Source organism: Pseudomonas sp. R2-60-08W (assembly GCF_003852335.1).
In the GTDB taxonomy this organism is placed as follows: Bacteria; Pseudomonadota; Gammaproteobacteria; order Pseudomonadales; family Pseudomonadaceae; genus Aquipseudomonas.
In genome coordinates this window covers 900947-922177 of the sequence record NZ_CP027731.1, presented here as the reverse complement: position 1 = coordinate 922177, position 21231 = coordinate 900947, and the positions used below count along the sequence as shown (strand labels likewise).

Annotated in this window: 23 protein-coding genes and 5 tRNA genes; 10 read left to right on the top strand and 18 right to left on the bottom strand. The window is 60.6% G+C overall.

All coding sequences use genetic code 11. The features are described from left to right. Positions 1-131: 131 nt before the first annotated feature. The 3 genes from ampE to C4J90_RS04055 form a co-directional block, all read right to left on the bottom strand. On the bottom strand, positions 132-968 hold the full coding sequence (gene ampE, locus C4J90_RS04065; protein WP_124419275.1) for a regulatory signaling modulator protein AmpE: 837 nt from the start codon (positions 966-968) through the stop codon (positions 132-134). Then, positions 965-1528, bottom strand: a complete 564-nt coding sequence (ampD, locus tag C4J90_RS04060; RefSeq protein ID WP_124369621.1) for a 1,6-anhydro-N-acetylmuramyl-L-alanine amidase AmpD — start codon at positions 1526-1528, stop codon at positions 965-967. The genes ampE and ampD overlap by 4 nt, the downstream gene beginning before the upstream one ends. A gap of 61 nt (positions 1529-1589) precedes the next feature. Continuing rightward, entirely contained in the window at positions 1590-3746 is a 2157-nt protein-coding gene (locus C4J90_RS04055; RefSeq protein WP_124419274.1) for a DUF1631 domain-containing protein, read from the bottom strand. 246 nt (positions 3747-3992) lie between these two features. Between C4J90_RS04055 and nadC the strand changes: the two genes are divergently transcribed. Then, a complete protein-coding gene (gene nadC / locus C4J90_RS04050; protein WP_124419273.1) occupies positions 3993-4841 on the top strand; it encodes a carboxylating nicotinate-nucleotide diphosphorylase in 849 nt (282 codons plus the stop codon). Positions 4842-4935: 94 nt separating this feature from the next. Here the strand turns inward: nadC and C4J90_RS04045 are convergent, their stop codons facing one another. The 3 genes from C4J90_RS04045 to C4J90_RS04035 form a co-directional block, all read right to left on the bottom strand. Further along, complete coding sequence (locus C4J90_RS04045; RefSeq protein ID WP_124413817.1) at positions 4936-5241, bottom strand: DUF6388 family protein; 306 nt, start codon at positions 5239-5241, stop codon at positions 4936-4938. A gap of 173 nt (positions 5242-5414) precedes the next feature. Next, positions 5415-5490: transfer RNA gene (locus tag C4J90_RS04040), tRNA-Thr, on the bottom strand. 64 nt (positions 5491-5554) lie between these two features. After that, the gene (locus tag C4J90_RS04035; protein WP_124421186.1) at positions 5555-5968 is read right to left on the bottom strand and encodes a pilin; all 414 of its coding nucleotides are present in this window, start codon (positions 5966-5968) and stop codon (positions 5555-5557) included. A 199-nt stretch (positions 5969-6167) separates the two neighbouring features. On the opposite strand from C4J90_RS04035, the gene C4J90_RS04030 reads away from it, so the two are divergent. Genes C4J90_RS04030 through yacG form a run of 4 tightly spaced genes read left to right on the top strand, consistent with a single transcriptional unit; the run spans position 6168 to position 9056 of the window. After that, positions 6168-7376: a type II secretion system F family protein gene (locus C4J90_RS04030; RefSeq protein ID WP_124419272.1), complete on the top strand. Its 1209-nt coding sequence runs from the start codon at positions 6168-6170 to the stop codon at positions 7374-7376. Further along, entirely contained in the window at positions 7373-8239 is an 867-nt protein-coding gene (locus C4J90_RS04025) for an A24 family peptidase (protein ID WP_124419271.1), read from the top strand. Before C4J90_RS04030 ends, C4J90_RS04025 begins: the two co-directional genes overlap by 4 nt. Then, entirely contained in the window at positions 8236-8859 is a 624-nt protein-coding gene (gene coaE / locus C4J90_RS04020; protein ID WP_124419270.1) for a dephospho-CoA kinase, read from the top strand. The genes C4J90_RS04025 and coaE overlap by 4 nt, the downstream gene beginning before the upstream one ends. Further along, the gene (gene yacG, locus C4J90_RS04015) at positions 8856-9056 is read left to right on the top strand and encodes a DNA gyrase inhibitor YacG (RefSeq protein ID WP_065887991.1); all 201 of its coding nucleotides are present in this window, start codon (positions 8856-8858) and stop codon (positions 9054-9056) included. Before coaE ends, yacG begins: the two co-directional genes overlap by 4 nt. Here yacG and C4J90_RS04010 read toward each other — a convergent pair. Next, a complete protein-coding gene (locus C4J90_RS04010) occupies positions 9053-9268 on the bottom strand; it encodes a hypothetical protein (protein ID WP_124361242.1) in 216 nt (71 codons plus the stop codon). The genes yacG and C4J90_RS04010 overlap by 4 nt on opposite strands. A gap of 63 nt (positions 9269-9331) precedes the next feature. Beyond that, positions 9332-9886 (bottom strand): energy-coupling factor ABC transporter permease, encoded by a 555-nt coding sequence (locus C4J90_RS04005; RefSeq protein WP_124419269.1) that lies wholly within the window; start codon positions 9884-9886, stop codon positions 9332-9334. Between the two features lie 200 nt (positions 9887-10086). On the opposite strand from C4J90_RS04005, the gene C4J90_RS04000 reads away from it, so the two are divergent. From C4J90_RS04000 to C4J90_RS03990, 3 genes are read left to right on the top strand one after another with little or no spacing between them, the layout of a single operon-like run. Beyond that, positions 10087-10716 carry a DUF1780 domain-containing protein gene (locus C4J90_RS04000; RefSeq protein WP_083360208.1) on the top strand — a complete coding sequence of 210 codons (630 nt, stop codon included), beginning with the start codon at positions 10087-10089 and terminating at the stop codon, positions 10714-10716. Positions 10717-10769: 53 nt separating this feature from the next. Next, entirely contained in the window at positions 10770-10943 is a 174-nt protein-coding gene (locus tag C4J90_RS03995; protein WP_124361240.1) for a DUF3094 family protein, read from the top strand. Positions 10944-11003: 60 nt separating this feature from the next. Next, positions 11004-12302, top strand: a complete 1299-nt coding sequence (locus tag C4J90_RS03990) for an NAD(P)/FAD-dependent oxidoreductase (RefSeq protein WP_124419268.1) — start codon at positions 11004-11006, stop codon at positions 12300-12302. A 193-nt stretch (positions 12303-12495) separates the two neighbouring features. On the opposite strand, the gene C4J90_RS03985 is transcribed toward C4J90_RS03990, so the two are convergent. The 7 genes from C4J90_RS03985 to rluD form a co-directional block, all read right to left on the bottom strand. After that, positions 12496-12572: transfer RNA gene (locus C4J90_RS03985), tRNA-Pro, on the bottom strand. Positions 12573-12666: 94 nt separating this feature from the next. Then, positions 12667-12742, bottom strand: a tRNA-Lys gene (locus C4J90_RS03980). A 5-nt stretch (positions 12743-12747) separates the two neighbouring features. Next, positions 12748-12824: transfer RNA gene (locus C4J90_RS03975), tRNA-Pro, on the bottom strand. A 9-nt stretch (positions 12825-12833) separates the two neighbouring features. Next, a tRNA-Asn gene (locus C4J90_RS03970) sits at positions 12834-12909 on the bottom strand. A gap of 303 nt (positions 12910-13212) precedes the next feature. Beyond that, positions 13213-15777 (bottom strand): ATP-dependent chaperone ClpB, encoded by a 2565-nt coding sequence (gene clpB, locus C4J90_RS03965; RefSeq protein WP_124361235.1) that lies wholly within the window; start codon positions 15775-15777, stop codon positions 13213-13215. 131 nt (positions 15778-15908) lie between these two features. Continuing rightward, the gene (gene pgeF / locus C4J90_RS03960; RefSeq protein ID WP_124419267.1) at positions 15909-16634 is read right to left on the bottom strand and encodes a peptidoglycan editing factor PgeF; all 726 of its coding nucleotides are present in this window, start codon (positions 16632-16634) and stop codon (positions 15909-15911) included. Further along, the gene (rluD, locus tag C4J90_RS03955) at positions 16631-17593 is read right to left on the bottom strand and encodes a 23S rRNA pseudouridine(1911/1915/1917) synthase RluD (RefSeq protein ID WP_003188422.1); all 963 of its coding nucleotides are present in this window, start codon (positions 17591-17593) and stop codon (positions 16631-16633) included. Before rluD ends, pgeF begins: the two co-directional genes overlap by 4 nt. A 149-nt stretch (positions 17594-17742) precedes the next feature. On the opposite strand from rluD, the gene C4J90_RS03950 reads away from it, so the two are divergent. Together C4J90_RS03950 and C4J90_RS03945 are read left to right on the top strand one after the other, a co-directional pair. After that, entirely contained in the window at positions 17743-18768 is a 1026-nt protein-coding gene (locus C4J90_RS03950; RefSeq protein WP_124356980.1) for an outer membrane protein assembly factor BamD, read from the top strand. Positions 18769-18894: 126 nt separating this feature from the next. Continuing rightward, positions 18895-19128, top strand: coding sequence for a PP0621 family protein (locus tag C4J90_RS03945; RefSeq protein WP_124361233.1), 234 nt, complete (start codon positions 18895-18897; stop codon positions 19126-19128). Here the strand turns inward: C4J90_RS03945 and thiO are convergent. The 3 genes from thiO to C4J90_RS03930 all read right to left on the bottom strand — a co-directional run bounded on the left by thiO (position 19115) and on the right by C4J90_RS03930 (position 21230). Beyond that, entirely contained in the window at positions 19115-20224 is a 1110-nt protein-coding gene (gene thiO, locus C4J90_RS03940; RefSeq protein ID WP_124419266.1) for a glycine oxidase ThiO, read from the bottom strand. The two genes, C4J90_RS03945 and thiO, sit on opposite strands and share 14 nt — an antisense overlap. A gap of 62 nt (positions 20225-20286) precedes the next feature. Continuing rightward, positions 20287-20688: a type IV pilin protein gene (locus C4J90_RS03935; protein WP_124413810.1), complete on the bottom strand. Its 402-nt coding sequence runs from the start codon at positions 20686-20688 to the stop codon at positions 20287-20289. Positions 20689-20699: 11 nt separating this feature from the next. Next, complete coding sequence (locus C4J90_RS03930) at positions 20700-21230, bottom strand: PilX N-terminal domain-containing pilus assembly protein (RefSeq protein ID WP_256658913.1); 531 nt, start codon at positions 21228-21230, stop codon at positions 20700-20702. Position 21231: the final 1 nt, after the last annotated feature.

The window sequence follows — 21231 nt, the reverse complement described above, 5'->3', positions numbered from 1 at the left end:
TCTTTTATTTTTATTGAGGCGCAGGGCGGCGGCAGATAGCCACTATTTGGCGCTCTGTCTGTATAGCTCAACTTGAAAGGGAGTTTTGTAACGTAAGGTTAACGGCAGGGGGTTAACCCCTGCCGAATGGATCAGGGCAACACGGTCCAGATGGCAAAGCCGGCATACCACAGCACCGCCGCACGCAGCAGCAGTTCCCACAGGCGATCAAGGCTGTTTATGCCCTCGGCGCCCACCGCTGGCGGCGGTATTTCTGCGGCGGCCAGGCCGACTTTTTCCACCAATTGTGCTGCGCTGATATCCCAGTTCAGCAGTTCGTGGAGCATCACCCGACTGACCCCGACGAAATTGCCCACCAGGGCAAAGCTCGCCGCCAGCAAGCGCACCGGCAGCCAGTCGAAGGCATGGCGCAATTGCGTGGCGCGCTCGGCCACCAGCGGGTTCTGGCTGTGTTCACTGGCCAGCGCCAGCAGGCGGTAGGCCAGAGCGGCCACCGGGCCCAGCAGGAAATACCAGAAAATCACCGCGAAAAAGCTTTGGTAGGCCTGCCACAGCAAATAGCCCTGAACACGCTCGAGCAATTGCGCGCCGTTGTCGGCACCCAGCGTCAGATCGCGCTCGGCCACATGCTCGGCGGCTTGCAGATCGCCCCGCCGCCAGGCATCACGAAACGGCCCCAGCGCGGCCAGCAGATCGCCACGGCCCAGGCTGTAGATCACCACCAGCACGTGCACCGGCAACGCCAACAAGCCATAGGCCACAGGCTCCAGCACCAGCAGCAACAAGCCCAGCAAGGCCACGGGCAGCACCACCAACACCAGCAGGATCAGCCAGGGCCGCGTCCCCATGCGCGGGCTCGATTCAAGCTTGACCAGCTCACGCAGCCAGCCGCCGTCGCGCTGCAACCGCTGACGCAAGGCCGAGAACTTCTCGATCCACACCGCCAGCACCAGCACCAGGAAACTCATTGTTTATATCCTCCATCCTGCAGCGCGCTGCGAAAGCGCATCCAATCAAAAGCCGGGCCCGGGTCGGTTTTGCGGCCGGGGGCGATGTCGCTGTGACCGCAGATACGCTGGGCGGTGATCCCAGGGTAGGCTGCGAGCAACTGGCGCGTCAGGTCAATCAGCGCCGCGTATTGGGCATCGGTGAATGGCAGCTCGTCGGTGCCTTCCAGCTCGATCCCCAGGGAGAAGTCATTACACACTTCACGCCCATCAAAGCTGGACACGCCTGCATGCCAGGCCCGGTCGCGGCATGCGACAAATTGCGTGACCGTGCCGTCGCGCTCAATCAGAAAATGCGCAGACACCCGTAGGCTGGCAATGCCTTCAAAGTAGGGGTGTTCCGAGACATCCAGGCGGTTCTGGAAAAATTCCTGCACTTTGCCCGTGGCGAACTGCGCCGGGGGCAGGCTGATGTTGTGTATCACCAACAGCGATATCTCGCCTGCCGGGCGCTCGTTGAAGTTGGGCGAAGGGCAATGGCGAATGCCCTCGAACCAACCGCTGACGGGGTCCAACTGCATACAGGCTCCTTGAATGAGACGAAGTGTTACCAGTATGCCGCGTTCCGCCCTGCCGTTGCGATCACTTGCCGCGATTGAGTTGACGCAGGTTGCCAACCACCGCAGCCAGCGCGCGGTCGAACAGCAAACCTTCGTCCAGGCTGCGCAGGGCGCCCTGCTTGAACGCCATGGCCAATTGGCCGGCGGTTTGCTCCAGCACCTTGAGCCCTGCGCGACTGACGAAAATGTAACGATGGGTTGGCGCCATGATCGCTGTGAGCTTGCACCGCAGCACGGTGTCCGGGTCCTGCTGGAACTCCACCCAGCCGCCGATCCGCAACTGGTGAACCTTGAGCAGGTCCGGGTCATCATCGGGCAAATCTTCGAAGGCGTCCGACAACTGGCTGCTGAGGACGAAGGGCTCGCGGACTTCAATCAGCCTGTCGCCATCCTCGCCTTCACAGGTTTGAACGTGAAAGGCCTGCAAGCGCAAAAAGAACTCACGTGTACTGAAAGGATCGAACGCCGCACTGGCCAACCCGTCGCGCAATGCCTTGAGCAACCCTGGCAATTGCTCGAGCAAATGCCGGCCGGCCTCGGTGTCTTCGCGCAGCCCGACGCTCCAGATCAGGTCGTCCATGGTGCGTAGTTCGGTCTGCCATTGCACCGATTGTTCGCCATGCTTGAGAATGGCCAGCAACAGCACCTGGCTCCAGGTTTGCTGCAGGAATTGCACCACGAACGGCGATAAGGCTTTGCCCAACAATCGCCGGTTGAGCACCTGGGCCACACGCTGGCGGGCCACCTCGGTACGCAGGCGCCCTTGCTCGACGTCACGGGTGTGCTGTTCGAGCAACGCGCTGCGCTGACGCTCTTCTTCAATGAATGTGCTCAATTGCGTCAGCAACTGCGAAAAAATCGCCGGGTCTTCAACGAACTCGGTCAACAGGCGCTGGATGACCTGTTCGATACGCAGGTACAGGCTGTCGTTCTGATCGCCATTCTGCGGGCTGTAGCCCAGGGCGGCACTGGCGATCTCGTTGAGCAAGCGGCGTGCCGGATGCCCGGGGCAACTGAACAGGCTCTTGTCCAGCACGGCGACTTTCAATATCGGGATCTGCAAGCGTGCGATCAGGGCCTTGAAGGCGTGGGGCAGGCTGCGGTCATTGAGGATGAACTCAAACAGCAGGGCAACGAGGTTGATCACATCCTCGTCTGCCGTCTCCACCACCCGCGACTTGCCGCTCTTGACGCTGACTCGGGTCAGCAGCTGTTCGAGTTGGTTGCGCAGGTCGAAGTCGTCCTCCGCCGCAGGCTCCGGTACATATTGTTGCAAATGCGAAAGCAGACGCAGCAGGTCTCGGGTGGCGATGGGTTGCGGTTGTGCAGTGGCTTCAAGCGTCGGCGCTACGCTACCGCGCACCGCGACCAGCAGGGCTTGCAACGCGGCAAAGGCTTGCTGGCCGTTTTCGTCGCACGGCGGTTCGGCAGCCGGCGCACGGGCCGGGTATTGAAGCTCACGCGCCGCACGCCCACCGGCACGACGGGAGGGCACGCTCTTGAGTCCAGGCAGCACCCCGGTAGCGACCAGCAATTGATTGGCGTCGCCATAGAGCTGGTCGGCATCGCTGAGGACATATTTCTCGAACAGCTTGAGCATGATCAGCTTGACCCGGATCTCCACCCCCAGGCTGCGGCCCGCCTGCAGAAAAAACTGGCAAAGCCGTGCCGGGCCCAGGGGGTTCTCATGATCGCTCATGCACCTGCCCAACACCTCACTCAACCGCGCGCTCAATTGCCCGAGCGCCAAGCCGTCACGGTGTTGCACGCGACCGAGCATCGCCTCCAGCGCTACGGCTTTTTCCCGCGCATCCGCCCGCGTACCGCTGGTCACCTCGTAGGACACCACCGGCACCGGATGCAACCCGACGCTATCGGCCTGGCCCAGGTTGGCGAAGGCCGCAAACAGCTGTTCCATGAACATGCGTTCGAAGTTCTTGCGCTTGAGGCGCAGGTCGCGCATGGCCTCGAAGAAAATATGCTGGTCGACGATGCTACGGGCCTTGTCGGCCATTTCGAACAATGTGTCGTCGGCGTTATCGAACAGTTCCTGCAACCCCTGCTGCAGGTGTTGCGCGGCTTTATCACGCACCTGCAACACCACCACCGGCAGACGTGCGAGCGGCGATGGCGTGGCTTGAGCCTGCTTGATCGGCACCACCTTCCCGTCATTGTGCATCCTGGCCTCCTGAAACGGCGGGTGTTGAGATGGGCAAGGAACGCAGGCAAGCCCTCTGGGCGCTGCCAATACCTGGTCACCATCAGGACGTCAAAGCTATGACGCCAATTGCAAGGCGCGAGATTATCTGGCAAATGAGGGCGGTTGCGCCAGCAAACTCTGCCCCTGCGCGCTAAATGACTGACCAGCCTGGGTTCCAATCCACACAACCCCTATAATCGCGACACTTTGTTTGTGGAGCCTGTTATGCCGAATCTGCGTCTTGCTGACCTCACCGCCGAAATCGAAGCCAACGTGCGCCGCGCACTGCTGGAAGACATCGGCAGTGGCGATATCACCGCACAGCTGATCCCGGCCGAACGGCTGGCCAAGGCCACGATCATTACCCGCGATGCCGCCGTTATCGCTGGTACCGCCTGGGTGGATACGGTATTCCGCCAACTGGACCCGCGAGTCGCGGTGCATTGGCAGGTCGCCGATGGTGAGCGTGTCAGCCCCAACCAGCCGCTGTTTCACCTTGAAGGCCCGGCGCGCTCGCTGCTCACCGGTGAACGCAGTGCGCTGAATTTCCTGCAGATGCTGTCCGGCGTCGCCACCCGCGCCCAATACCTGGCGGATTTCGTCGCCAGCACCCAGGTCAAGCTGCTGGACACCCGCAAGACCCTGCCGGGCCTGCGCCTGGCACAGAAATACGCGGTCACCTGCGGCGGCTGCCACAATCATCGCATCGGGTTGTATGACGCTTTCCTGATCAAGGAAAACCATATCGCCGCCTGCGGAGGCATTGCCCAGGCAATTGGCGCCGCCCACAAGATCGCGCCGGGCAAACCGGTGGAAATCGAAGTGGAGAGTCTTGAGGAGTTGCGCGAAGCCTTGGCGGCGGGCGCCGACATCATCATGCTGGATGAGCTGAGCCTGGACGACATGCGCGAAGCCGTGCGGCTGAACGCGGGCAAGGCCAAGCTGGAAGCCAGCGGCGGGATCAATGAAAGCACCCTGCTGCCCATCGCCGAGACCGGCGTGGACTACATCTCCATTGGCGCGATGACCAAGGATGTGAAGGCGGTGGATTTGTCGATGCGGTTGAGTATTTGAGAAGCTGCAAGCTGCGAGCTTCAAGCCGCAAGGGGCTGCGCGACCACTTGCAGCTTGAAGCTTGCAGCTCGTAGCTCGTAGCTCGTAGCTACTTTCAGACTACGAGATTGTTCATCTCGCAGTACTCTTCCCATTCGACGCCCAGCACCTCGGCGGCCTCCTTGTGCAAGACAAGGCGTGTGGCTTCGAATTCTTCCGGTGTAGAGGTGTATTTGAGGGTCAGTTCCCAAGGCTGGAGGCCCTGGCTTTCTGCCTCGTCCTCGAATGCCCACTGGACCTGATCACGCTGGTCATCCGCGCTCAGGTCCTTGATCTCTTCTTTAAGCTGCGGCGTTGCCTCGAGGTACTTGTCGAGGGCTTTCTGGTGCCGAACTTCCTGGGTCATCTCAGTCGTGGTCATGTCGTTCTCTTAGATCGAGGAATGGGGATGCATCTGGGTCATCAAGGTTGCGCAGATACAAAAGAGTGGGCGCGAATACCCGCTCGTCTGGCCTTCAGAACCATTCTGGGATCATCTGAAAACATTGCCTTTGAAACAGGCCCTTGAAACAGGCCCTTGAAACAGTGCTGCCTTGGTGCCCGAGACAGGAATCGAACCTGCGACCTTCGCGTTACGAGTGCGCTGCTCTACCGGCTGAGCTACACGGGCGGTGGGCTAAAGCTAGCACCGCATTGAACATGCGGCAACCGGCTCGCTCACCGCCCGGTCGCCGTCATGCTCCGTTGGCGCCACAGCCCTTGGCGACGTATTGCGCATCGGCCGTGGTTACACAGGCCCAGCCGGTGTTGGCGCTGCGCGTCAAGGTGATGGTCTTGCCCAGCACGGGCGCAGGCGCATCAAGGATTTCACAGCTGATGGAGCCGCTACCCGTCGCAACATCGCCTGTCACGTCGATCTTGCAATTGGCGGTGGGACTGTTGCCGCCGATCAGATCAAGCTTGGGCACCGTGCCTTGGTTGATGACATCCTCGTAGCCGGCCTTCAACGCGCTGATTTCCGCCAACCCCGCCGTGAACTTGGCCTTGGCCTGGTGCTTGGTGTACATGGGCAAGCCAATCGTGGCCAAAATGCCGATGATCGCCACGACGATCAACAATTCGATCAAGGTAAAGCCTTTCTGACGCATCACTTTCACTCTCCAGAATAGAACCATGACAAGGCGCGTCCTGCGCCCCGTATTGTGCAGCGGCGCCAGTGTACTCATCCCTGCGTGGCCCATCGCGTACCAGACGCACAATCTGACATTTTATCGGCCAACGCCAGCCTGGCCTGCATCCGCCCTCTGACTAAGCTGTAAATTCTCAACCTGCATGTGCGAAGGCGACATGAACGACACCTCAACGATCTACACTTGGCAAGGCATCAACCGCAAAGGCCGCCGGGTGTGCGGGCAAACCACGGGGCATGACCTGGCGCTGATCAAGGCGCAACTGCGCCAGCAAGGCATCTGCCCCGAGCGTGTGCGCAGGAAATCGTCGGGCCTGCCAAGCCTGGCTCCGCCGATTCAGTCCGCCGACATCGCCTTGTTCACCCGCCAGTTGGCGACGCTGTTGAAGGCTGGCATCCCCTTGATGCAAGCTTTCGACATCATCCGCGAGGGCGTCGAGAACCGAGCGCTGCGTGAGTTGGTCGAGGGTTTGAAACAACACGTCGCCGCCGGTAACAGCCTGGCCAGCACACTGCGCCAATACCCCCGTTATTTCGATGAGCTGTACTGCCACCTGATTGCCGCCGGTGAACAGGCAGGTGCCCTGGAAACGCTGCTGGAGCGAGTGGCCATTCATCTGGAAAAAAGCCAACGGCTCAAGACCAGAATCAAGAAAGCCATGACCTACCCTCTCGCCGTACTGGTGGTGGCCAGCCTGGTCAGCGCAGTGTTGCTGATGCAGGTGGTGCCGCAGTTCCAGACCCTGTTTGCCGGGGTCGACAGCCCATTGCCCGGTTTTACCCTGGGGGTCATCGCCCTCTCCGACTTTCTGCGACAGGCCTGGTGGATGCTGGCGCTGAGCCTGGGGGTGGCAATAGGCGCCTGGCGCCACGCCTACCGTGTTTCGCCGGGTTTTCGCCTCGGGCTGGAGGCGGGTTTGTTGAAAATCCCCCTGGCAGGCAAACTGTTGAACAAAGCAGCCGTCGCCCGCTACGCCCGCACGCTTTCAACCACCTTTGCGGCAGGTGTTCCCCTGGTGCAGGCCCTGGGCTCAGTGGCCGGCGCCGTCGGTAACGGCCCTTTCAAACAGGCAATCGAACATATGCGCCACGATGTATCCACGGGTATGCAGTTGAACCAATCCATGGCCGCCAGCGGCCTGTTTCCCGGCATGGCGATCCAGATGACGGCAATCGGCGAAGAGTCCGGCACGCTGGACCACATGCTGGAAAAGGTCGCGAGCCACTACGAGGCCGACGTAGAAACCCTCGTCGATAACCTTACCAGCCTGATGGAACCGCTGATTATGGTCGTGCTGGGGAGCATTGTCGGTGCATTGGTGATTGCGATGTACCTGCCGGTATTTCAATTAGGGTCGGCATTTTGAGCGCGTTGCTCGGCGAGCAGCCCTGGGTGTATGTGGGCGTGGCGCTGCTGCTGGGCCTGATCGTTGGCAGTTTCCTCAATGTGCTGGTCTGGCGCCTGCCCAAAATGCTTGAGCGGGAATGGCGCGCCCAGGCCCATGAAATTCTCGGCCTGCCCGTCGTACCGGCGGGGCCGGTCTATAACCTCATGCACCCCGGCTCGTGCTGCCCGCGCTGCGACCAGCGGATTCGCCCCTGGGAAAACATCCCCGTGCTCAGCTACCTGATGCTCAAGGGGCGTTGCAGCCATTGCCATGCAACCATCAGCGCGCGTTACCCCCTCACCGAACTGGCATGCGCGCTGATCAGCGCGACTGTCGCTTGGCACTTCGGTTTGAGTTGGCAGGCGGGCGCGGTGCTGCTGCTGAGTTGGGGGTTGCTGGGCATGAGCCTGATCGATGTGGATCACCAGTTGCTGCCGGATGCATTGGTGCTGCCACTGCTATGGCTGGGGCTTATGGTCAACAGCGTGGGCCTGCTGGCGACATTGCCCGATGCGTTATGGGGCGCAGTGTTCGGGTACATGAGTCTGTGGAGCGTGTTCTGGCTGTTCAAGCTGGTCACCGGCAAGGATGGCATGGGCCATGGCGACTTCAAGCTATTGGCGTTGTTAGGGGCCTGGGGTGGCTGGCAAATCCTGCCAATGACGCTGCTGATGGCGTCACTGCTCGGCGTGTTCGCCGGGCTGCTCCTGATGCGCTGGCGCAAGACGCGAGCATCAGTGCCGATGCCATTTGGCCCCTGCCTGGCAATTGCCGGCTGGATTGCATTGCTCTGGGGTGGTCAAATAACCGACTTCTATTTGCAGTCTGTCGGTTTCAGATGACCACTCCTGTTGCAACACCCTGGATTCTCGGCCTTACGGGCGGGATCGGCAGCGGTAAAAGCGCTGCGGCCGAACACTTCACCAAGTTGGGTGTCGACCTGATCGACGCCGATCATGCCGCCCGCTGGGTGGTAGAGTCCGGCCGGCCGGCACTGGCACGCATTGCCGAACATTTCGGCAGCGGTGTGCTGCAGCCGGACGGCCAGCTGGACCGCGCCGCGTTGCGAAAATTGATTTTTGACGTACCCGCCGAACGTCTCTGGCTGGAAGCCTTGTTGCATCCGCTGATCGCCGAAGAGATTCGCGACCACCTGGCGCGCGCCCGGTCACCCTACGCGATTCTGGTCTCTCCGCTGCTGATCGAATCCGGTCAATACAGCATGACCCAACGGATCCTGGTGATCGACGTGCCGCAATCCCTGCAGATTCAGCGTACCCTGCAGCGCGACGGCATCAGCGAGCAACAGGTGCAGGCCATTCTCAAGGCCCAGTCGAGCCGCGAAGACCGCCTGAACCATGCCGATGACGTATTGGTCAATGACCAGGACCTTGCCTGGCTGCAGGGCGAGGTCGAGCGACTGCACCACTTTTACCTTACTTTGCGTGGAGGCCGATCATGAGCCAACCCTTGACCGTCGATTGCCCAACCTGCGGCGCCCCCGTGGAATGGAAACCCGACAACCTCAACCGGCCGTTCTGCTCGGACCGTTGCAAACTCATCGACCTGGGCGCCTGGGCTGCTGAAGAACATAAGATCCCGGTGGCCCCGGACGCCGAAGACGAGTTGTTTTCCGAAGACCTGCCGCCGCGCCACTAAGGCCGCATAAAGGCGTATTCCTGCTGGTCGTCGAGGTTTTCCGCAAGGTATTGCAACTCGTCGGCCAGGTCTTCAAAGCTGCGCACGCCCTTGCTCTGCTCCACCACCGCGCTGAGCATGGCGCGCAGGGTCAGGCCCGGATCAAACCCGATTTCCTGTGCGGCATCCTGGCTCCTGCGCAACTCCTGCCGTGCCCATTCGTACACACTCATGATTCGTGCTCCTGAAATTTCGACGAGCATGGGCCCGTGCGGCCATCCGGTGTTTGATCTGGATCAACCCCGCGAATCGTCATCCTTCCACGGTGCCGAGAGATAGCGGGTGCGGTTGAAGGTCTCCAGCCATTCAGGGCAGAACACCACCAGGGCACTGATCACCATGCCGTTGATAAACGCTTCGGGAAAGATGATCAGCCACAGGTAGCCTACAAAGTCTTCCAGCCATTCCGGCATCGCAAATCGTCCATCGAACCATAGCAGCCCCAGGCCGGCCAACAGGCCGTTCACACCGACTGCGGCGAAATCCTGACGCCCCAGCCATACCAAACCCAACTGCGCGGCACACCCACCCACGATCGCCAACGGCCAGTCCAGCAGCAAGGTCACGGCGGTCATGCCGATAAAATGGTAAGACACCCCCGTATCGAAATCCCGCCGCACCAGCCATAACATGAACAGCGCGAAAACCGTGCCGAACAGCAAATGCTGGCGCCGTCGGTCGGCAAACAACTCGACCCAAGGCGCACGCCAGATCGCCCAGATCACCAGCGGGGCATACAACAGCCAGCCGATGCCAAGGGTCTGCGGCGTCAGTACCGCCGCGCCGATCATCGTTTCACCTGCCTAGCCGCCTCAAAGCCCGTCATGGGCCTGGCCGCATTGATCCTGTACATGAACGCCTCGTTTCCAGAGTCGCTGCCGGATGGTCAGATTACATCGCCAGGTTACAGGGTAGCCAGTTGTAAGGCTGAGCAACGCTGGGCCCGCAACGAGTCTTCCTGCGGTCATCATTTGAACGCTAAGCTACGCCTATGGATGACTCAGATTATTTGCGCCTGCTCACCGTAGCAGCCGAACAAGCCAACGCGTTCCTGTCCAATGCCCGCAAATGGGAGCGTGAGCGTTGGGTCTGTCAGCGCCTGCTGCAAGGCTTGAACGTGCCCTATCGCGCCGAGGAGTTTCACGCCGCCGGACAGGAACCGCCGGACGTGCTGTTTCGCGACGCCAGTTTCGAGGTGTTCTTTGTATTGGACGAAGGCCGCCGGCTGAACGACGAATGGCGCGACGAATTGCTGCGCCGACGCAGCGCCTTCTCCTTGAGCCAATTGGTGCGACGCGAAGCCAAGCCAAGGCGCATCCCTGCCCACGAGTTCCTGCTGCGCCTGGCCCCAACCCTGCGTAAAAAAGCGCATAACTACAAGGAACGCGGAATGGACCTGGGGGAACTGGACCTCATCGCCTTCACCAGCCTCAAACGCGAAGTGCTGGACCTCAACAGCCACTTCCCACCGCCTACCGAATATCTGCGCCAGGGCTGGCGCTCGCTGTCGCTGGTGGGCCCAACCTTTGCGCGGGTACTGTTCGCACATCCGGACGCGCCGGATTTCTTGCGCAACAACCTGGGCCGCAGCATAGTGTTCGATGTGGGCATCAGCCTTTGATGCCCCGGCTGTAACGTGGCGCCCTTTTGCAACGTCTACCTGACGAGGCCTTTATGACCAGCCGCCTGAAACCCGATGACCAACAGCATGTCGAAGAGTACCTGCAACTCTCCCAGCACAGAGTCGAGCGCAAGCCTTTCAGGCCGTGGCTGCTCCTTGGTGTGGTGCTGGTGGTGGTGATCGGGCTCGGCTTGCTGAGCCGCCTTTTGAGTTACCTGACGCTATGAGCTGCCTGGCGCTCGCGGGGGTAACTGCTCCGATTTCTTTTAGCCTTGCGAGATATCCCCATGACCCATCGTATTATTGTCGTCGGCGGCGGTGCCGGCGGCCTGGAGCTAGCGACCCGCCTGGGTAAGACTCTGGGCAAACGCGGCAAAGCCAGCATCACGCTGGTGGACGCCAACCTGACGCATATCTGGAAACCGCTGCTGCACGAAGTCGCGGCCGGCTCGCTGAACTCTTCGGAAGATGAACTCAATTACGTCGCCCAGGCGAAATGGAACCACTTCGAGTTCCAGCTGGGGCGTATGAGCGGGCTTGACCGTGAACAGAAGAAAATCCAACTGGCCGCCACCCTCGACGAAGAAGGCCGGGAGCTGGTACCTGCGCGCGTACTGGGCTACGACAGCCTGGTGATTGCAGTAGGCAGCACCACTAACGATTTCGGCACCGAGGGCGCGGCGCAGCATTGCCTGTTCCTCGACACCCGCAAGCAGGCCGAGCGCTTCCACCAGCGGTTGCTCAACCATTACCTGCGCGCCCACGCCGGGCAAACCGACACCATTGAACAGATCAGCGTCGCCATCGTCGGCGCCGGCGCCACCGGCGTCGAACTGGCCGCCGAACTGCATAACGCGGCCCATGAGCTGGCAGCGTACGGCCTGGACCGTATCAAGCCGGAAAACATGCACATCACCCTGATCGAAGCCGGCCCTCGGGTATTGCCCGCGCTGCCGGAGCGGATCGGCGGGCCTGTGCATAAAACCCTGGAAAAATTGGGGGTGACCGTGCTGACCAACTCGGCCGTCAGCGAAGTGACCGCCGACGCGCTGATCACCAGCAACGGCCAAGTGATCCCGGCGAGCCTTAAAGTGTGGGCCGCCGGGATCCGCGCACCGGGTTTTCTCAAGGACCTCGATGGCCTGGAGACCAACCGCATCAACCAACTGCAGGTGCTGCCGACGCTGCAGACCACCCGTGACGAAAACATCTTCGCCTTTGGCGATTGCGCCGCCTGCCCGCAACCGGGCACCGACCGCAATGTTCCGCCACGCGCGCAAGCCGCTCACCAACAGGCTTCATTGCTCGCCAAATCGCTGAAACTGCGGATTGAAGGCAAGGAGCTGCCGACCTACAAGTACACCGACTACGGTTCGCTGATCTCGCTGTCGCGCTTCTCCGCCGTGGGCAACTTGATGGGCAACCTGACCGGCAGTGTGATGCTGGAGGGCTGGCTGGCGCGGATGTTCTACGTGTCGCTGTACCGTATGCACCAGATGGCGCTGTATGGCTTTTTCCGCACGGCGATGCTGATGCTGGGCAGCAAGATCGGTCGGGGGACTGAGCCGCGACTCAAACTGCACTGACAACTCGGCCCCTGGTGGGACTCGGTTAATGTGGGAGGGGGCTTGCTCCCGATGGCGGTGGGTCAGGTAAAAATACTTAACTGACCCACCGCTATCGGGAGCAAGCCCCCTCCCACATTGGTGCTGTGTTGAACTTGAGATAATTTTCAGGCAAAAAAAATCCCCGTATCTTTCGATACGAGGATTTTTAATATGGTCGGGGTAGGGGGATTCGAACTCCCGACATCCTGCTCCCAAAGCAGGCGCGCTACCGGACTGCGCTATACCCCGGTAATAAAAAGGCGACCTTTCAGTCGCCTTCTTCGATCAGTGCTTTTGGCCTCTGATCTTAAGATCTGATTCCAGCCTTAACTGGTCTCAAAAATGGTGGGTCGTGTGGGATTCGAACCTACGACCAATTGGTTAAAAGCCAACTGCTCTACCAACTGAGCTAACGACCCAAATATGGTCGGGGTAGGGGGATTCGAACTCCCGACATCCTGCTCCCAAAGCAGGCGCGCTACCGGACTGCGCTATACCCCGGTTTGAAATTGGCTCCGTGACCAGGACTCGAACCTGGGACCCAATGATTAACAGTCATTTGCTCTACCGACTGAGCTATCACGGAACTACATATTTCAAAGTACAACTTCTACTGCGTTACAACCTTCTCTTCGACCCTGTCCGTATCGCTACGTTAGCGTCTCTGAGGCGCGCTATTCTACAATCTTAAAAACCCCTGTCAACCCTTTAAATTGCTTTTAAGACAATGATTTGCGCTTCTTTCTGATTTCTTCTTGGGGAGAAGAAACCCGTGGGCTGACGTTGCTGCGGGGCGCACTTTACAAGCCTTTGCCTTACAGTTCAACGCCCTATCGAAAAAAAAGGCCCCTCAATGCGGGGCCTCCTCTTACAGCACTGGCTGCCAGGCTTAATGGAAGACGATTTCGTCGTTCTCCACCGTCGCCTTGACGGGGGTGCCGGGCATAAAGCTGCCCGACAGGATCAGCTGTGCCAGCGGGTTTTCGATCCAGCGCTGGATCGCGCGCTTCAACGGCCGTGCGCCATACACCGGGTCGTAACCCACCGCGATCAGCTTGTCCAACGCCTCGCTGCTCAGCTCCAGCGCCAGTTCGCGCTCGGCCAGGCGTGCACGCAGGCGTCCCAACTGAATCTCGGTGATGCCGGCAATCTGATCCCGGGCCAGAGGCTCGAAGATCACCACTTCATCCACCCGGTTGATAAATTCCGGCCGGAAGTGCGAGGTCAGCGCATCCATCACCGCTGCCCGCTGAGCTTCGCGATCGCCCACCAACTCCTGGATCTGCGCCGAGCCCAGGTTGGAAGTCATCACGATCACCGTGTTGCGAAAATCCACGGTACGGCCGTGGCTGTCGGTCAGGCGGCCGTCCTCGAGCACTTGCAACAGGATGTTGAACACATCCGGGTGCGCCTTCTCGACCTCGTCCAGCAAGATCACCGAGTAAGGCTTACGCCGCACCGCCTCGGTCAGGTAACCGCCCTCCTCGTAGCCCACATAGCCTGGTGGGGCGCCGATCAGGCGCGCCACCGAGTGTTTCTCCATGAACTCGGACATGTCGATGCGCACCATCGCCTCTTCAGTATCGAAGAGGAATTCGGCCAAGGCCTTGCACAGCTCGGTCTTACCCACACCGGTCGGGCCGAGGAACATGAACGAACCACTTGGGCGATTCGGGTCGGACAACCCGGCGCGGGTACGCCGCACCGCATTGGACACCGCCACCACGGCCTCTTCCTGGCCAATAACGCGCTGGTGCAACAGGCTTTCCATCTTCAGCAGCTTGTCGCGTTCGCCCTCAAGCATTTTCGACACAGGAATGCCGGTCCACTTGGAGACCACCTCGGCTATTTCTTCCTCGGTCACCTTGCTGCGCAGCAACTGGTTCTCGCTGTGTCCATGCTGGTCGACCATCTGCAGGCTGCGTTCCAGGTCCGGGATCACCCCGTACTGCAACTCGGCCATACGGTTCAGGTCGCCTTTGCGGCGTGCGGCTTCCAGCTCCTGGCGCGACTGCTCGATCTTCTGCTGGATCTGCGCCGAACCCTGCACTTCGGCTTTCTCCGAGGTCCAGATTTCTTCGAGGTCCGAATACTCCCGCTCCAGGCGGACGATTTCTTCCTGGAGTTTTTCCAGACGTTTCTTCGCCGCCTCATCCTCTTCTTTCTTCAGCGCCTGGGATTCGACTTTCAGTTGAATCAGGCGGCGATCCAGACGGTCGAGCACTTCCGGCTTGGAGTCGATTTCCATGCGAATCCGGCTGGCCGCTTCGTCGATCAAATCGATGGCCTTGTCGGGCAATTGACGATCGGTGATATAGCGATGGCTCAACTTGGCCGCCGCAATGATCGCGCCATCGGTGATCGCGACTTTATGGTGGACCTCATAGCGCTCTTTCAGGCCACGCAGGATGGCGATGGTGTCCTCTTCGCTGGGTTCTTCCACCAACACTTTCTGGAAACGCCGCTCCAGAGCCGCGTCCTTTTCAATGTACTGACGGTATTCGTTGAGCGTGGTGGCACCGACGCAATGCAACTCGCCTCGCGCCAAGGCAGGCTTGAGCATGTTGCCAGCATCCATGGAGCCCTCGCCTTTACCGGCGCCAACCATGGTGTGCAGTTCGTCGATAAACAGAATGATCTGCCCTTCCTGCTTGGACAATTCATTGAGCAGGGATTTGAGGCGCTCTTCGAACTCGCCACGGAACTTGGCGCCGGCGATCAGCGAGCCCATGTCCAGGGACAGCAGGCGCTTGCCTTTAAGGCCGTCCGGCACTTCACCATTGATGATGCGCTGGGCCAAGCCCTCGGCGATGGCGGTTTTACCCACGCCAGGCTCACCGATCAGCACGGGGTTGTTTTTGGTACGGCGTTGCAGCACTTGGATGGTGCGACGAATTTCGTCGTCACGGCCAATGACCGGGTCAAGCTTGCCCTCTTCGGCGCGCTTGGTCAGGTCAACGGTGTATTTATCCAGGGCTTGGCGCGACTCCTCGTGGTTGGGGTCATTTACCGCCTCGCCGCCGCGCAGATTATTGATGGCGTTTTCCAGGGCTTTCTTGCTCACGCCCTGGCCCAGCAACAATTTTCCAAGCTTGCTGTTGTCGTCCATGGCGGCGAGCAGCACAAGCTCGCTGGAGATGAACTGGTCACCTTTCTGTTGGGCCAAGCGGTCGGCCTGGTTCAGCAGGCGCGCCAGGTCCTGGGACATATTCACGTCGCCGGTAGGATTCTGGATTTTCGGCAGTTGGTCGAGCTCTTTGCTCAGTTCCTTGCGCAGGCTGTTAATGTCAAAGCCCACCTGCATCAACAAGGGCTTGATAGAACCACCTTGTTGCTCCAGGAGCGCCTGCATCAAGTGCGCAGGTTCAATTGCCGGGTGGTCGAGACCGACCGCCAGGGATTGGGAGTCCGATAAGGCCAACTGCAATTTGCTGGTTAAACGATCAATACGCATTAGTCACCTTCCTTTTGAGCAGGCCGGAGCTGAAGAAACATCCTGAATGAAGAAACCTGCCAGATACCCCTATAGATGGGGTGGATTCTGGGGGATTCAAGCAGCGGATGGTTGATACAGATCAGGACAGTCTAGCGTTCGAGCCAGATAAGGGAGGCGAATCGGCCCGTGCGTGGGCTGCGGCGATAGGAAAAGAAGCGCGGGTCGGTCACGGTGCAAAAACCGCCACCATACACAGCGCTAATGCCCCGCGCAGACAGGCGCAGACGGGCGAGCTGATAGATATCGGCCATGAACTTGCCGGGATTACAGCTGGGCACGAAGGCCTGGGCAGTCGCAGGCAGTTGTTGCATGAAGGCTTCACGCACCTCGGGGCCGACCTCAAAGGCCTGCGGACCAATGGCCGGGCCGAGCCAGACCAGCACGTCGGCGGGGTCGCAACCCAGGCTGTCGAAGGCTGCCTCCAGCACCCCGGCCGCGAGCCCACGCCAACCGGCATGCGCCGCCGCCACATGGGTGCCCGCTCGATTGCAGAACAATGCAGGCAGGCAATCGGCCGTCATCGCGGTGCAGGCGATACCAGGGGTGCTGGTCCAACTGCCATCCGCTTCGGCGATACGGCCCGGGTCGGCCTCGACCACAGTGGTCCCGTGGACTTGGCGCAACCAGGCCGGCTGGATACCGAAGGCATCGGTAAGACGGCGACGATTTTCCAGGACGGCCTCAAGGCTGTCCTCGACGTGATCGCCCAGGTTGAGGCTGTCGAACGGCGCCACACTGACGCCGCCCGCACGGGTAGTGACGCAGGCTTTGACCTGAGACGGCGCGGGCCAGTCAGGTATCAGCCAGTCACTCATCCGACAAACGCCTCGCGATCCTGCTTGAGCAGCGACAACAACCAGACCAGATCGTCTGGAAGCGGCGATTCCCAGCTCATTCGCTTACCGCTCGTCGGATGATCCAGTTCCAGGAAGCGTGCATGCAGCGCCTGGCGCGGGAACGTCTTGAGCGATTCAACCATGGTCTGGCTGGCCGCAGGCGGAATGCGGAAGCGACCACCGTAGGCCGGATCACCGACCAACGGGAAGTTGATGTGGGCCATGTGCACGCGAATCTGGTGGGTACGACCGGTTTCCAGCTTGACCCGCACGTGCGTGTGGGAACGGAAACGCTCCAGCACGCGATAGTGGCTGACGGCCTGCTTGCCGCCCTCCATCACCGCCATGCGCTGGCGCTGCTGGCCGTGGCGACCGATAGGGGCGTTGATCTTGCCCCCGGCCACCACTACGCCGATCACGATGCACTCGTAGATCCGGCTGACGCTGCGACTCTGCAATTGAGTAACCAGTTGCGTCTGCGCCTGAATGGTCTTGGCCACCACCATCAGGCCGGTGGTGTCCTTGTCCAGACGGTGCACGATGCCGCAGCGCGGCACATTGATGATGTCCGGCACGTGGTGCAACAGGGCATTGAGCAAGGTGCCATCAGCGTGCCCGGCAGCCGGGTGAACCACCAGGCCTGCGGGTTTGTTGATGACCAGGATGTCGTCGTCTTCATAGACGATATCCAGCTCGATGTCCTGGGCGACCCATTCTCCCTGGGCTTCCTGCTCGGCAGTCAGCTCAAGAATCGCACCGCCATGCACTATGTCTCGCGGGCGGATAACCGCTCCATCCACAGTCAGGCGGCCGTCTTTGATCCAGGCGGAAAGGCGCGAGCGCGAGTGCTCAGCGAATAATTGTGCGGCGACTTGATCGAGGCGTTGGCCGCCCAATTCGGACGGCACCTCTGCGCGAAGTTCAATTTTATCGGACATGCTCAGACTAGGCGTGGCACAGCCTTTGGTTTCGGCTGCGCGCTTGTGGTTAAATACGGCGTCTTTTGCCCCGAGGCTTTCAACGGGGCGCTCATCATAACAGGACGGCCCCGCCCAAGACAGCGGCCGTCATAGGGACGCAAGCCGCCATGCAAGTGAAACACCTGCTGCTGATCGCCATCCTCGCCATGACTGCTGCTTGCTCGTCAACCAAGGACGTCGTCGACGAAAACCTGAGCGAAGTCGAGCTGTACCAGCAAGCTCAGACAGACCTGGATAATAATAGCTACACCAGCGCCACAGCGAAGCTGAAGGCCCTGGAGTCGCGCTATCCGTTCGGACGCTATGCCGACCAGGCCCAGCTCGAGCTGATCTACGCCAACTATAAAAACGCCGAGCCGGAAGCTGCCAAGTCCGCTGCCGAGCGTTTTATCCGCCTGCACCCGCAGCACCCGAACGTGGATTACGCCTACTACATGAAGGGCCTGACCTCGTTCGACCAGGACGTCGGCCTGCTGGCGCGCTTCCTGCCGCTGGACATGACCAAGCGTGACCCGGGCGCTGCCCGCGACTCCTACAACGAGTTCGCCCAGCTGACCAGCCGCTACCCGAACAGCCGCTACGCGCCGGACGCCAAGCAGCGCATGATCTACCTGCGCAACCTGCTGGCTTCCTACGAGATCCACGTGGCCCACTACTACCTGACCCGTCAGGCTTACGTGGCCGCCGCCAACCGTGGCCGCTACGTGGTGGAGAACTTCCAGGAAACCCCTTCGGTGGGCGACGGCCTGGCCGTGATGACCGAGGCTTACCAGCGCCTGCATCTGGACGAACTGGCAAGCACCAGCCTGGAAACCCTGAAGCTCAACTACCCGGACCACCCAAGCCTGAAAGACGGCCAGTTCGTGCCTCAGGTTGACGAAGCCGACAACCGTTCGTGGCTGAGCAAGTACACCCTGGGCCTGATCGAGTCCCGTCCACCGCTGCCACCGGGTGAAACACGCGCCAACCAGGACGTGATCAAGCAGTACCAGGACGCCAAGGACGCGATTCCTTCGGATCTCAAGCCGCACGACGAGAACGGCGACGTGATCGAAGAGGAAGAGCCGCAAGCCCTGGGCAACAACCAGGACCGCTCGTGGTTCAGCTACATGACCTTCGGTGTGTTCGACTGATCGTTCGACGCAACGCAAAAGGGAGCTCTCAGGAGCTCCCTTTTTCATGGGCGAGTATTTATTGCGCTGTGCGCCCATGACGACCTTGGCTAAACTGGCGCATTCCTCATCGAGAAACTGCCCATCATGCTTCGTCTATTGTTCTGGATCGCCGTCATTGCCGCTGCGGTATGGCTCTGGCGCAAATTTAAAAGCCCCGCGGCCGGCCAACCCCGTACCGGCGAACCCAATGCCGCACTGATGGTGCGTTGCGCCCATTGCGGCGTGCATGTGCCGCAGGATCGCGCGCTGAGCTCGGGCCAGCAATGGTATTGCACCCAGGCGCACCTGCAGCAAGGGCCGAAGTCTATCCAGCGTTGAGTCGACCGGCGGGCGCGTAAGGTGCCGGGTCGATGATCGGCGCATGCCCCAGCAACAAGTCGGCAAACAACTGGCAGGACGCCGGGGCAAGCACCAAGCCATTGCGGTAGTGCCCGCAATTGAGCCACAGGCCCTTGAAGCCGGGCACCTCGCCGATATAAGGGATGCCTTCCGGCGAGCCGGGCCGTAACCCCGCCCAATGCCCCACCACCTCGGCGTCCGTCAGGGCGGGAAGCAACTCCACTGCGGAAGCCTTGAGACTTTCCAGTGCGGTTTCGGTCGGCGTTTTATCGAACCCCTCATGCTCCAGGGTGCTGCCAATCAGAATGTGCCCATCACGTCGCGGGATCGCATAGCGTCCTTTGGCCAGGACCATGCTCGATAAAAAGTCAGGCGCGCATTTGTACAGGATCATCTGGCCCTTTACCGGCTCCACGGGCAGCGCCAAGCCCAGTTTTCCCAGCAACGCCCCGCTCCAGGCACCGGCCGCAAGCACCACCTGATCACCCGTGATGGCGCCAGCAGACGTATTCACGCCCACCACAGTGCCGCCTTTCACAATAAATCCAGCGACCTCGCACTGCTCGTGAATCGTCACACCGGGCAACGCCGACAACGCCGCCTTGAGTGATTTGACCAGGCGCGGATTGCGTACATTGGCCACGTCGGCCATGTAGATCGCCCGCGAATAACCGCCGCCCAGCACCGGGACCGCGTCATGGGCGGCCGACACGTCCACTTTACTCAACGGCCGGCCTTCACGCGCAGCCCAGGCCAGAGCCTCGGCTTCGTCATCCAGGTCGAGCCAATACAGGCCCGTGGTGTGAACCTCAGGATCAACCCCGGTCGCGGCGAACAGCCGTTGCGCCAGCTGCGGGTAGAAATCCTGGGACCAGTGGGCCAAGGCAGTCACCGCCGGGCTATAGCGCCACGGATACAACGGCGAAACAATTCCGCCGCCGGCCCAGGATGATTCCTGCCCAAGCCCGGCGCGCTCCAGCAATATGACCGCCAGCCCCCGGTTCGCCAGGTTGTATGCCGTCAACAAGCCAATCACTCCGCCGCCGACAATCACTACTCGCTGTTGCTTAGCCATCATTTGATCCAGCCGATAAAAAGGGAAAAGCGCGCCCGGCGCCCATTCATCCAGTACTCTCATCACTGCCCCCAGCATGCCTTGAGCGACATCTCTGGCGGCGCTCCCGGATTGCTCCGCATGCCGGTGCTGGTCAAGCTGAACCGGCCACAGGCGTCGTCCGCCATGACAGAGCCCGTGGCAGGCGTGGCCAGCAAGGCAAAATCCTGAGGGTTCAAGACTGCGCTGATTCTATAGTGATCGTTGCCCGTACTGACGCCGCTTGCGTCAATATAAGTGCCGTTGCGCGTGTAAAAGCGCTCCAGGTACTGAGCTTGCTCGGCCAGCAGCGCGACGATCTGCACCCGGTAGACCTTTTTCACCTGGACGGTATAGGCGGGGTAAGCGATCCCGCCCAGCAACGCAATGATCGCCACGGCGATCAATAATTCGATCAGGGTAAAGCCCTGGCTATCCATGCCCATTCGATTGCTCCTTATTGAAGTTGCCGCCATAAGACTCGCCGAAACCGTTCGCCGTCGCCCTCTTCCACCCGCGCATACACAGTCTCCAGCACGGTGCGCGATCGGCCACCAAGCCCGACGGCCGTCACCCGAAAGAGCGCGCCTGCGGCATACGGCGGCAAATGTGCCTGGCCCGAACCCACGCCCAGGGATTGAACGCCATACACCCCGTCCTTGAACTTCACCCACGTCACCGCCGAGACCGGATTATGTCCGGCGCCCACCACCGATGAAGCTTCGTCGGGCGGCGCGCAACTGATGATCGACTGGCAAACCGGCATCACCTGTCCGCCCCTGCGCACCGCCAACTCCCCCAGCCGCAGGCCACTTTCAGCCGTCTGGAACGATTGATTACGCTGCCAGAGGCTATTAGCCGCCTTCTGCTGAGCGAGCGCGCCCTGCATCGACGACAACCCCACCAGTGACAACAACAGCAGAAATACCAGGCTGATCAGCAATACCATCCCCGCCTGCCGCACCTGGCTACACCGCATCATCGTCATC

Excerpts from the sequence above, each read along its gene's own strand:
- ampE (WP_124419275.1), bottom strand. The coding sequence starts at position 968 with ATGAGTTTCCTGGTGCTGGTGCTGGCGGTGTGGATCGAGAAGTTCTCG.
- ampD (WP_124369621.1), bottom strand. The coding sequence starts at position 1,528 with ATGCAGTTGGACCCCGTCAGCGGTTGGTTCGAGGGCATTCGCCATTGC.
- C4J90_RS04055 (WP_124419274.1), bottom strand. The coding sequence starts at position 3,746 with ATGCACAATGACGGGAAGGTGGTGCCGATCAAGCAGGCTCAAGCCACG.
- nadC (WP_124419273.1), top strand. The coding sequence starts at position 3,993 with ATGCCGAATCTGCGTCTTGCTGACCTCACCGCCGAAATCGAAGCCAAC.
- C4J90_RS04045 (WP_124413817.1), bottom strand. The coding sequence starts at position 5,241 with ATGACCACGACTGAGATGACCCAGGAAGTTCGGCACCAGAAAGCCCTC.
- C4J90_RS04035 (WP_124421186.1), bottom strand. The coding sequence starts at position 5,968 with ATGCGTCAGAAAGGCTTTACCTTGATCGAATTGTTGATCGTCGTGGCG.
- C4J90_RS04030 (WP_124419272.1), top strand. The coding sequence starts at position 6,168 with ATGAACGACACCTCAACGATCTACACTTGGCAAGGCATCAACCGCAAA.
- coaE (WP_124419270.1), top strand. The coding sequence starts at position 8,236 with ATGACCACTCCTGTTGCAACACCCTGGATTCTCGGCCTTACGGGCGGG.
- yacG (WP_065887991.1), top strand. The coding sequence starts at position 8,856 with ATGAGCCAACCCTTGACCGTCGATTGCCCAACCTGCGGCGCCCCCGTG.
- C4J90_RS04010 (WP_124361242.1), bottom strand. The coding sequence starts at position 9,268 with ATGAGTGTGTACGAATGGGCACGGCAGGAGTTGCGCAGGAGCCAGGAT.
- C4J90_RS04005 (WP_124419269.1), bottom strand. The coding sequence starts at position 9,886 with ATGATCGGCGCGGCGGTACTGACGCCGCAGACCCTTGGCATCGGCTGG.
- C4J90_RS04000 (WP_083360208.1), top strand. The coding sequence starts at position 10,087 with ATGGATGACTCAGATTATTTGCGCCTGCTCACCGTAGCAGCCGAACAA.
- C4J90_RS03995 (WP_124361240.1), top strand. The coding sequence starts at position 10,770 with ATGACCAGCCGCCTGAAACCCGATGACCAACAGCATGTCGAAGAGTAC.
- C4J90_RS03990 (WP_124419268.1), top strand. The coding sequence starts at position 11,004 with ATGACCCATCGTATTATTGTCGTCGGCGGCGGTGCCGGCGGCCTGGAG.
- clpB (WP_124361235.1), bottom strand. The coding sequence starts at position 15,777 with ATGCGTATTGATCGTTTAACCAGCAAATTGCAGTTGGCCTTATCGGAC.
- pgeF (WP_124419267.1), bottom strand. The coding sequence starts at position 16,634 with ATGAGTGACTGGCTGATACCTGACTGGCCCGCGCCGTCTCAGGTCAAA.
- rluD (WP_003188422.1), bottom strand. The coding sequence starts at position 17,593 with ATGTCCGATAAAATTGAACTTCGCGCAGAGGTGCCGTCCGAATTGGGC.
- C4J90_RS03950 (WP_124356980.1), top strand. The coding sequence starts at position 17,743 with ATGCAAGTGAAACACCTGCTGCTGATCGCCATCCTCGCCATGACTGCT.
- C4J90_RS03945 (WP_124361233.1), top strand. The coding sequence starts at position 18,895 with ATGCTTCGTCTATTGTTCTGGATCGCCGTCATTGCCGCTGCGGTATGG.
- thiO (WP_124419266.1), bottom strand. The coding sequence starts at position 20,224 with ATGGCTAAGCAACAGCGAGTAGTGATTGTCGGCGGCGGAGTGATTGGC.
- C4J90_RS03935 (WP_124413810.1), bottom strand. The coding sequence starts at position 20,688 with ATGGGCATGGATAGCCAGGGCTTTACCCTGATCGAATTATTGATCGCC.
- C4J90_RS03930 (WP_256658913.1), bottom strand. The coding sequence starts at position 21,230 with ATGACGATGATGCGGTGTAGCCAGGTGCGGCAGGCGGGGATGGTATTG.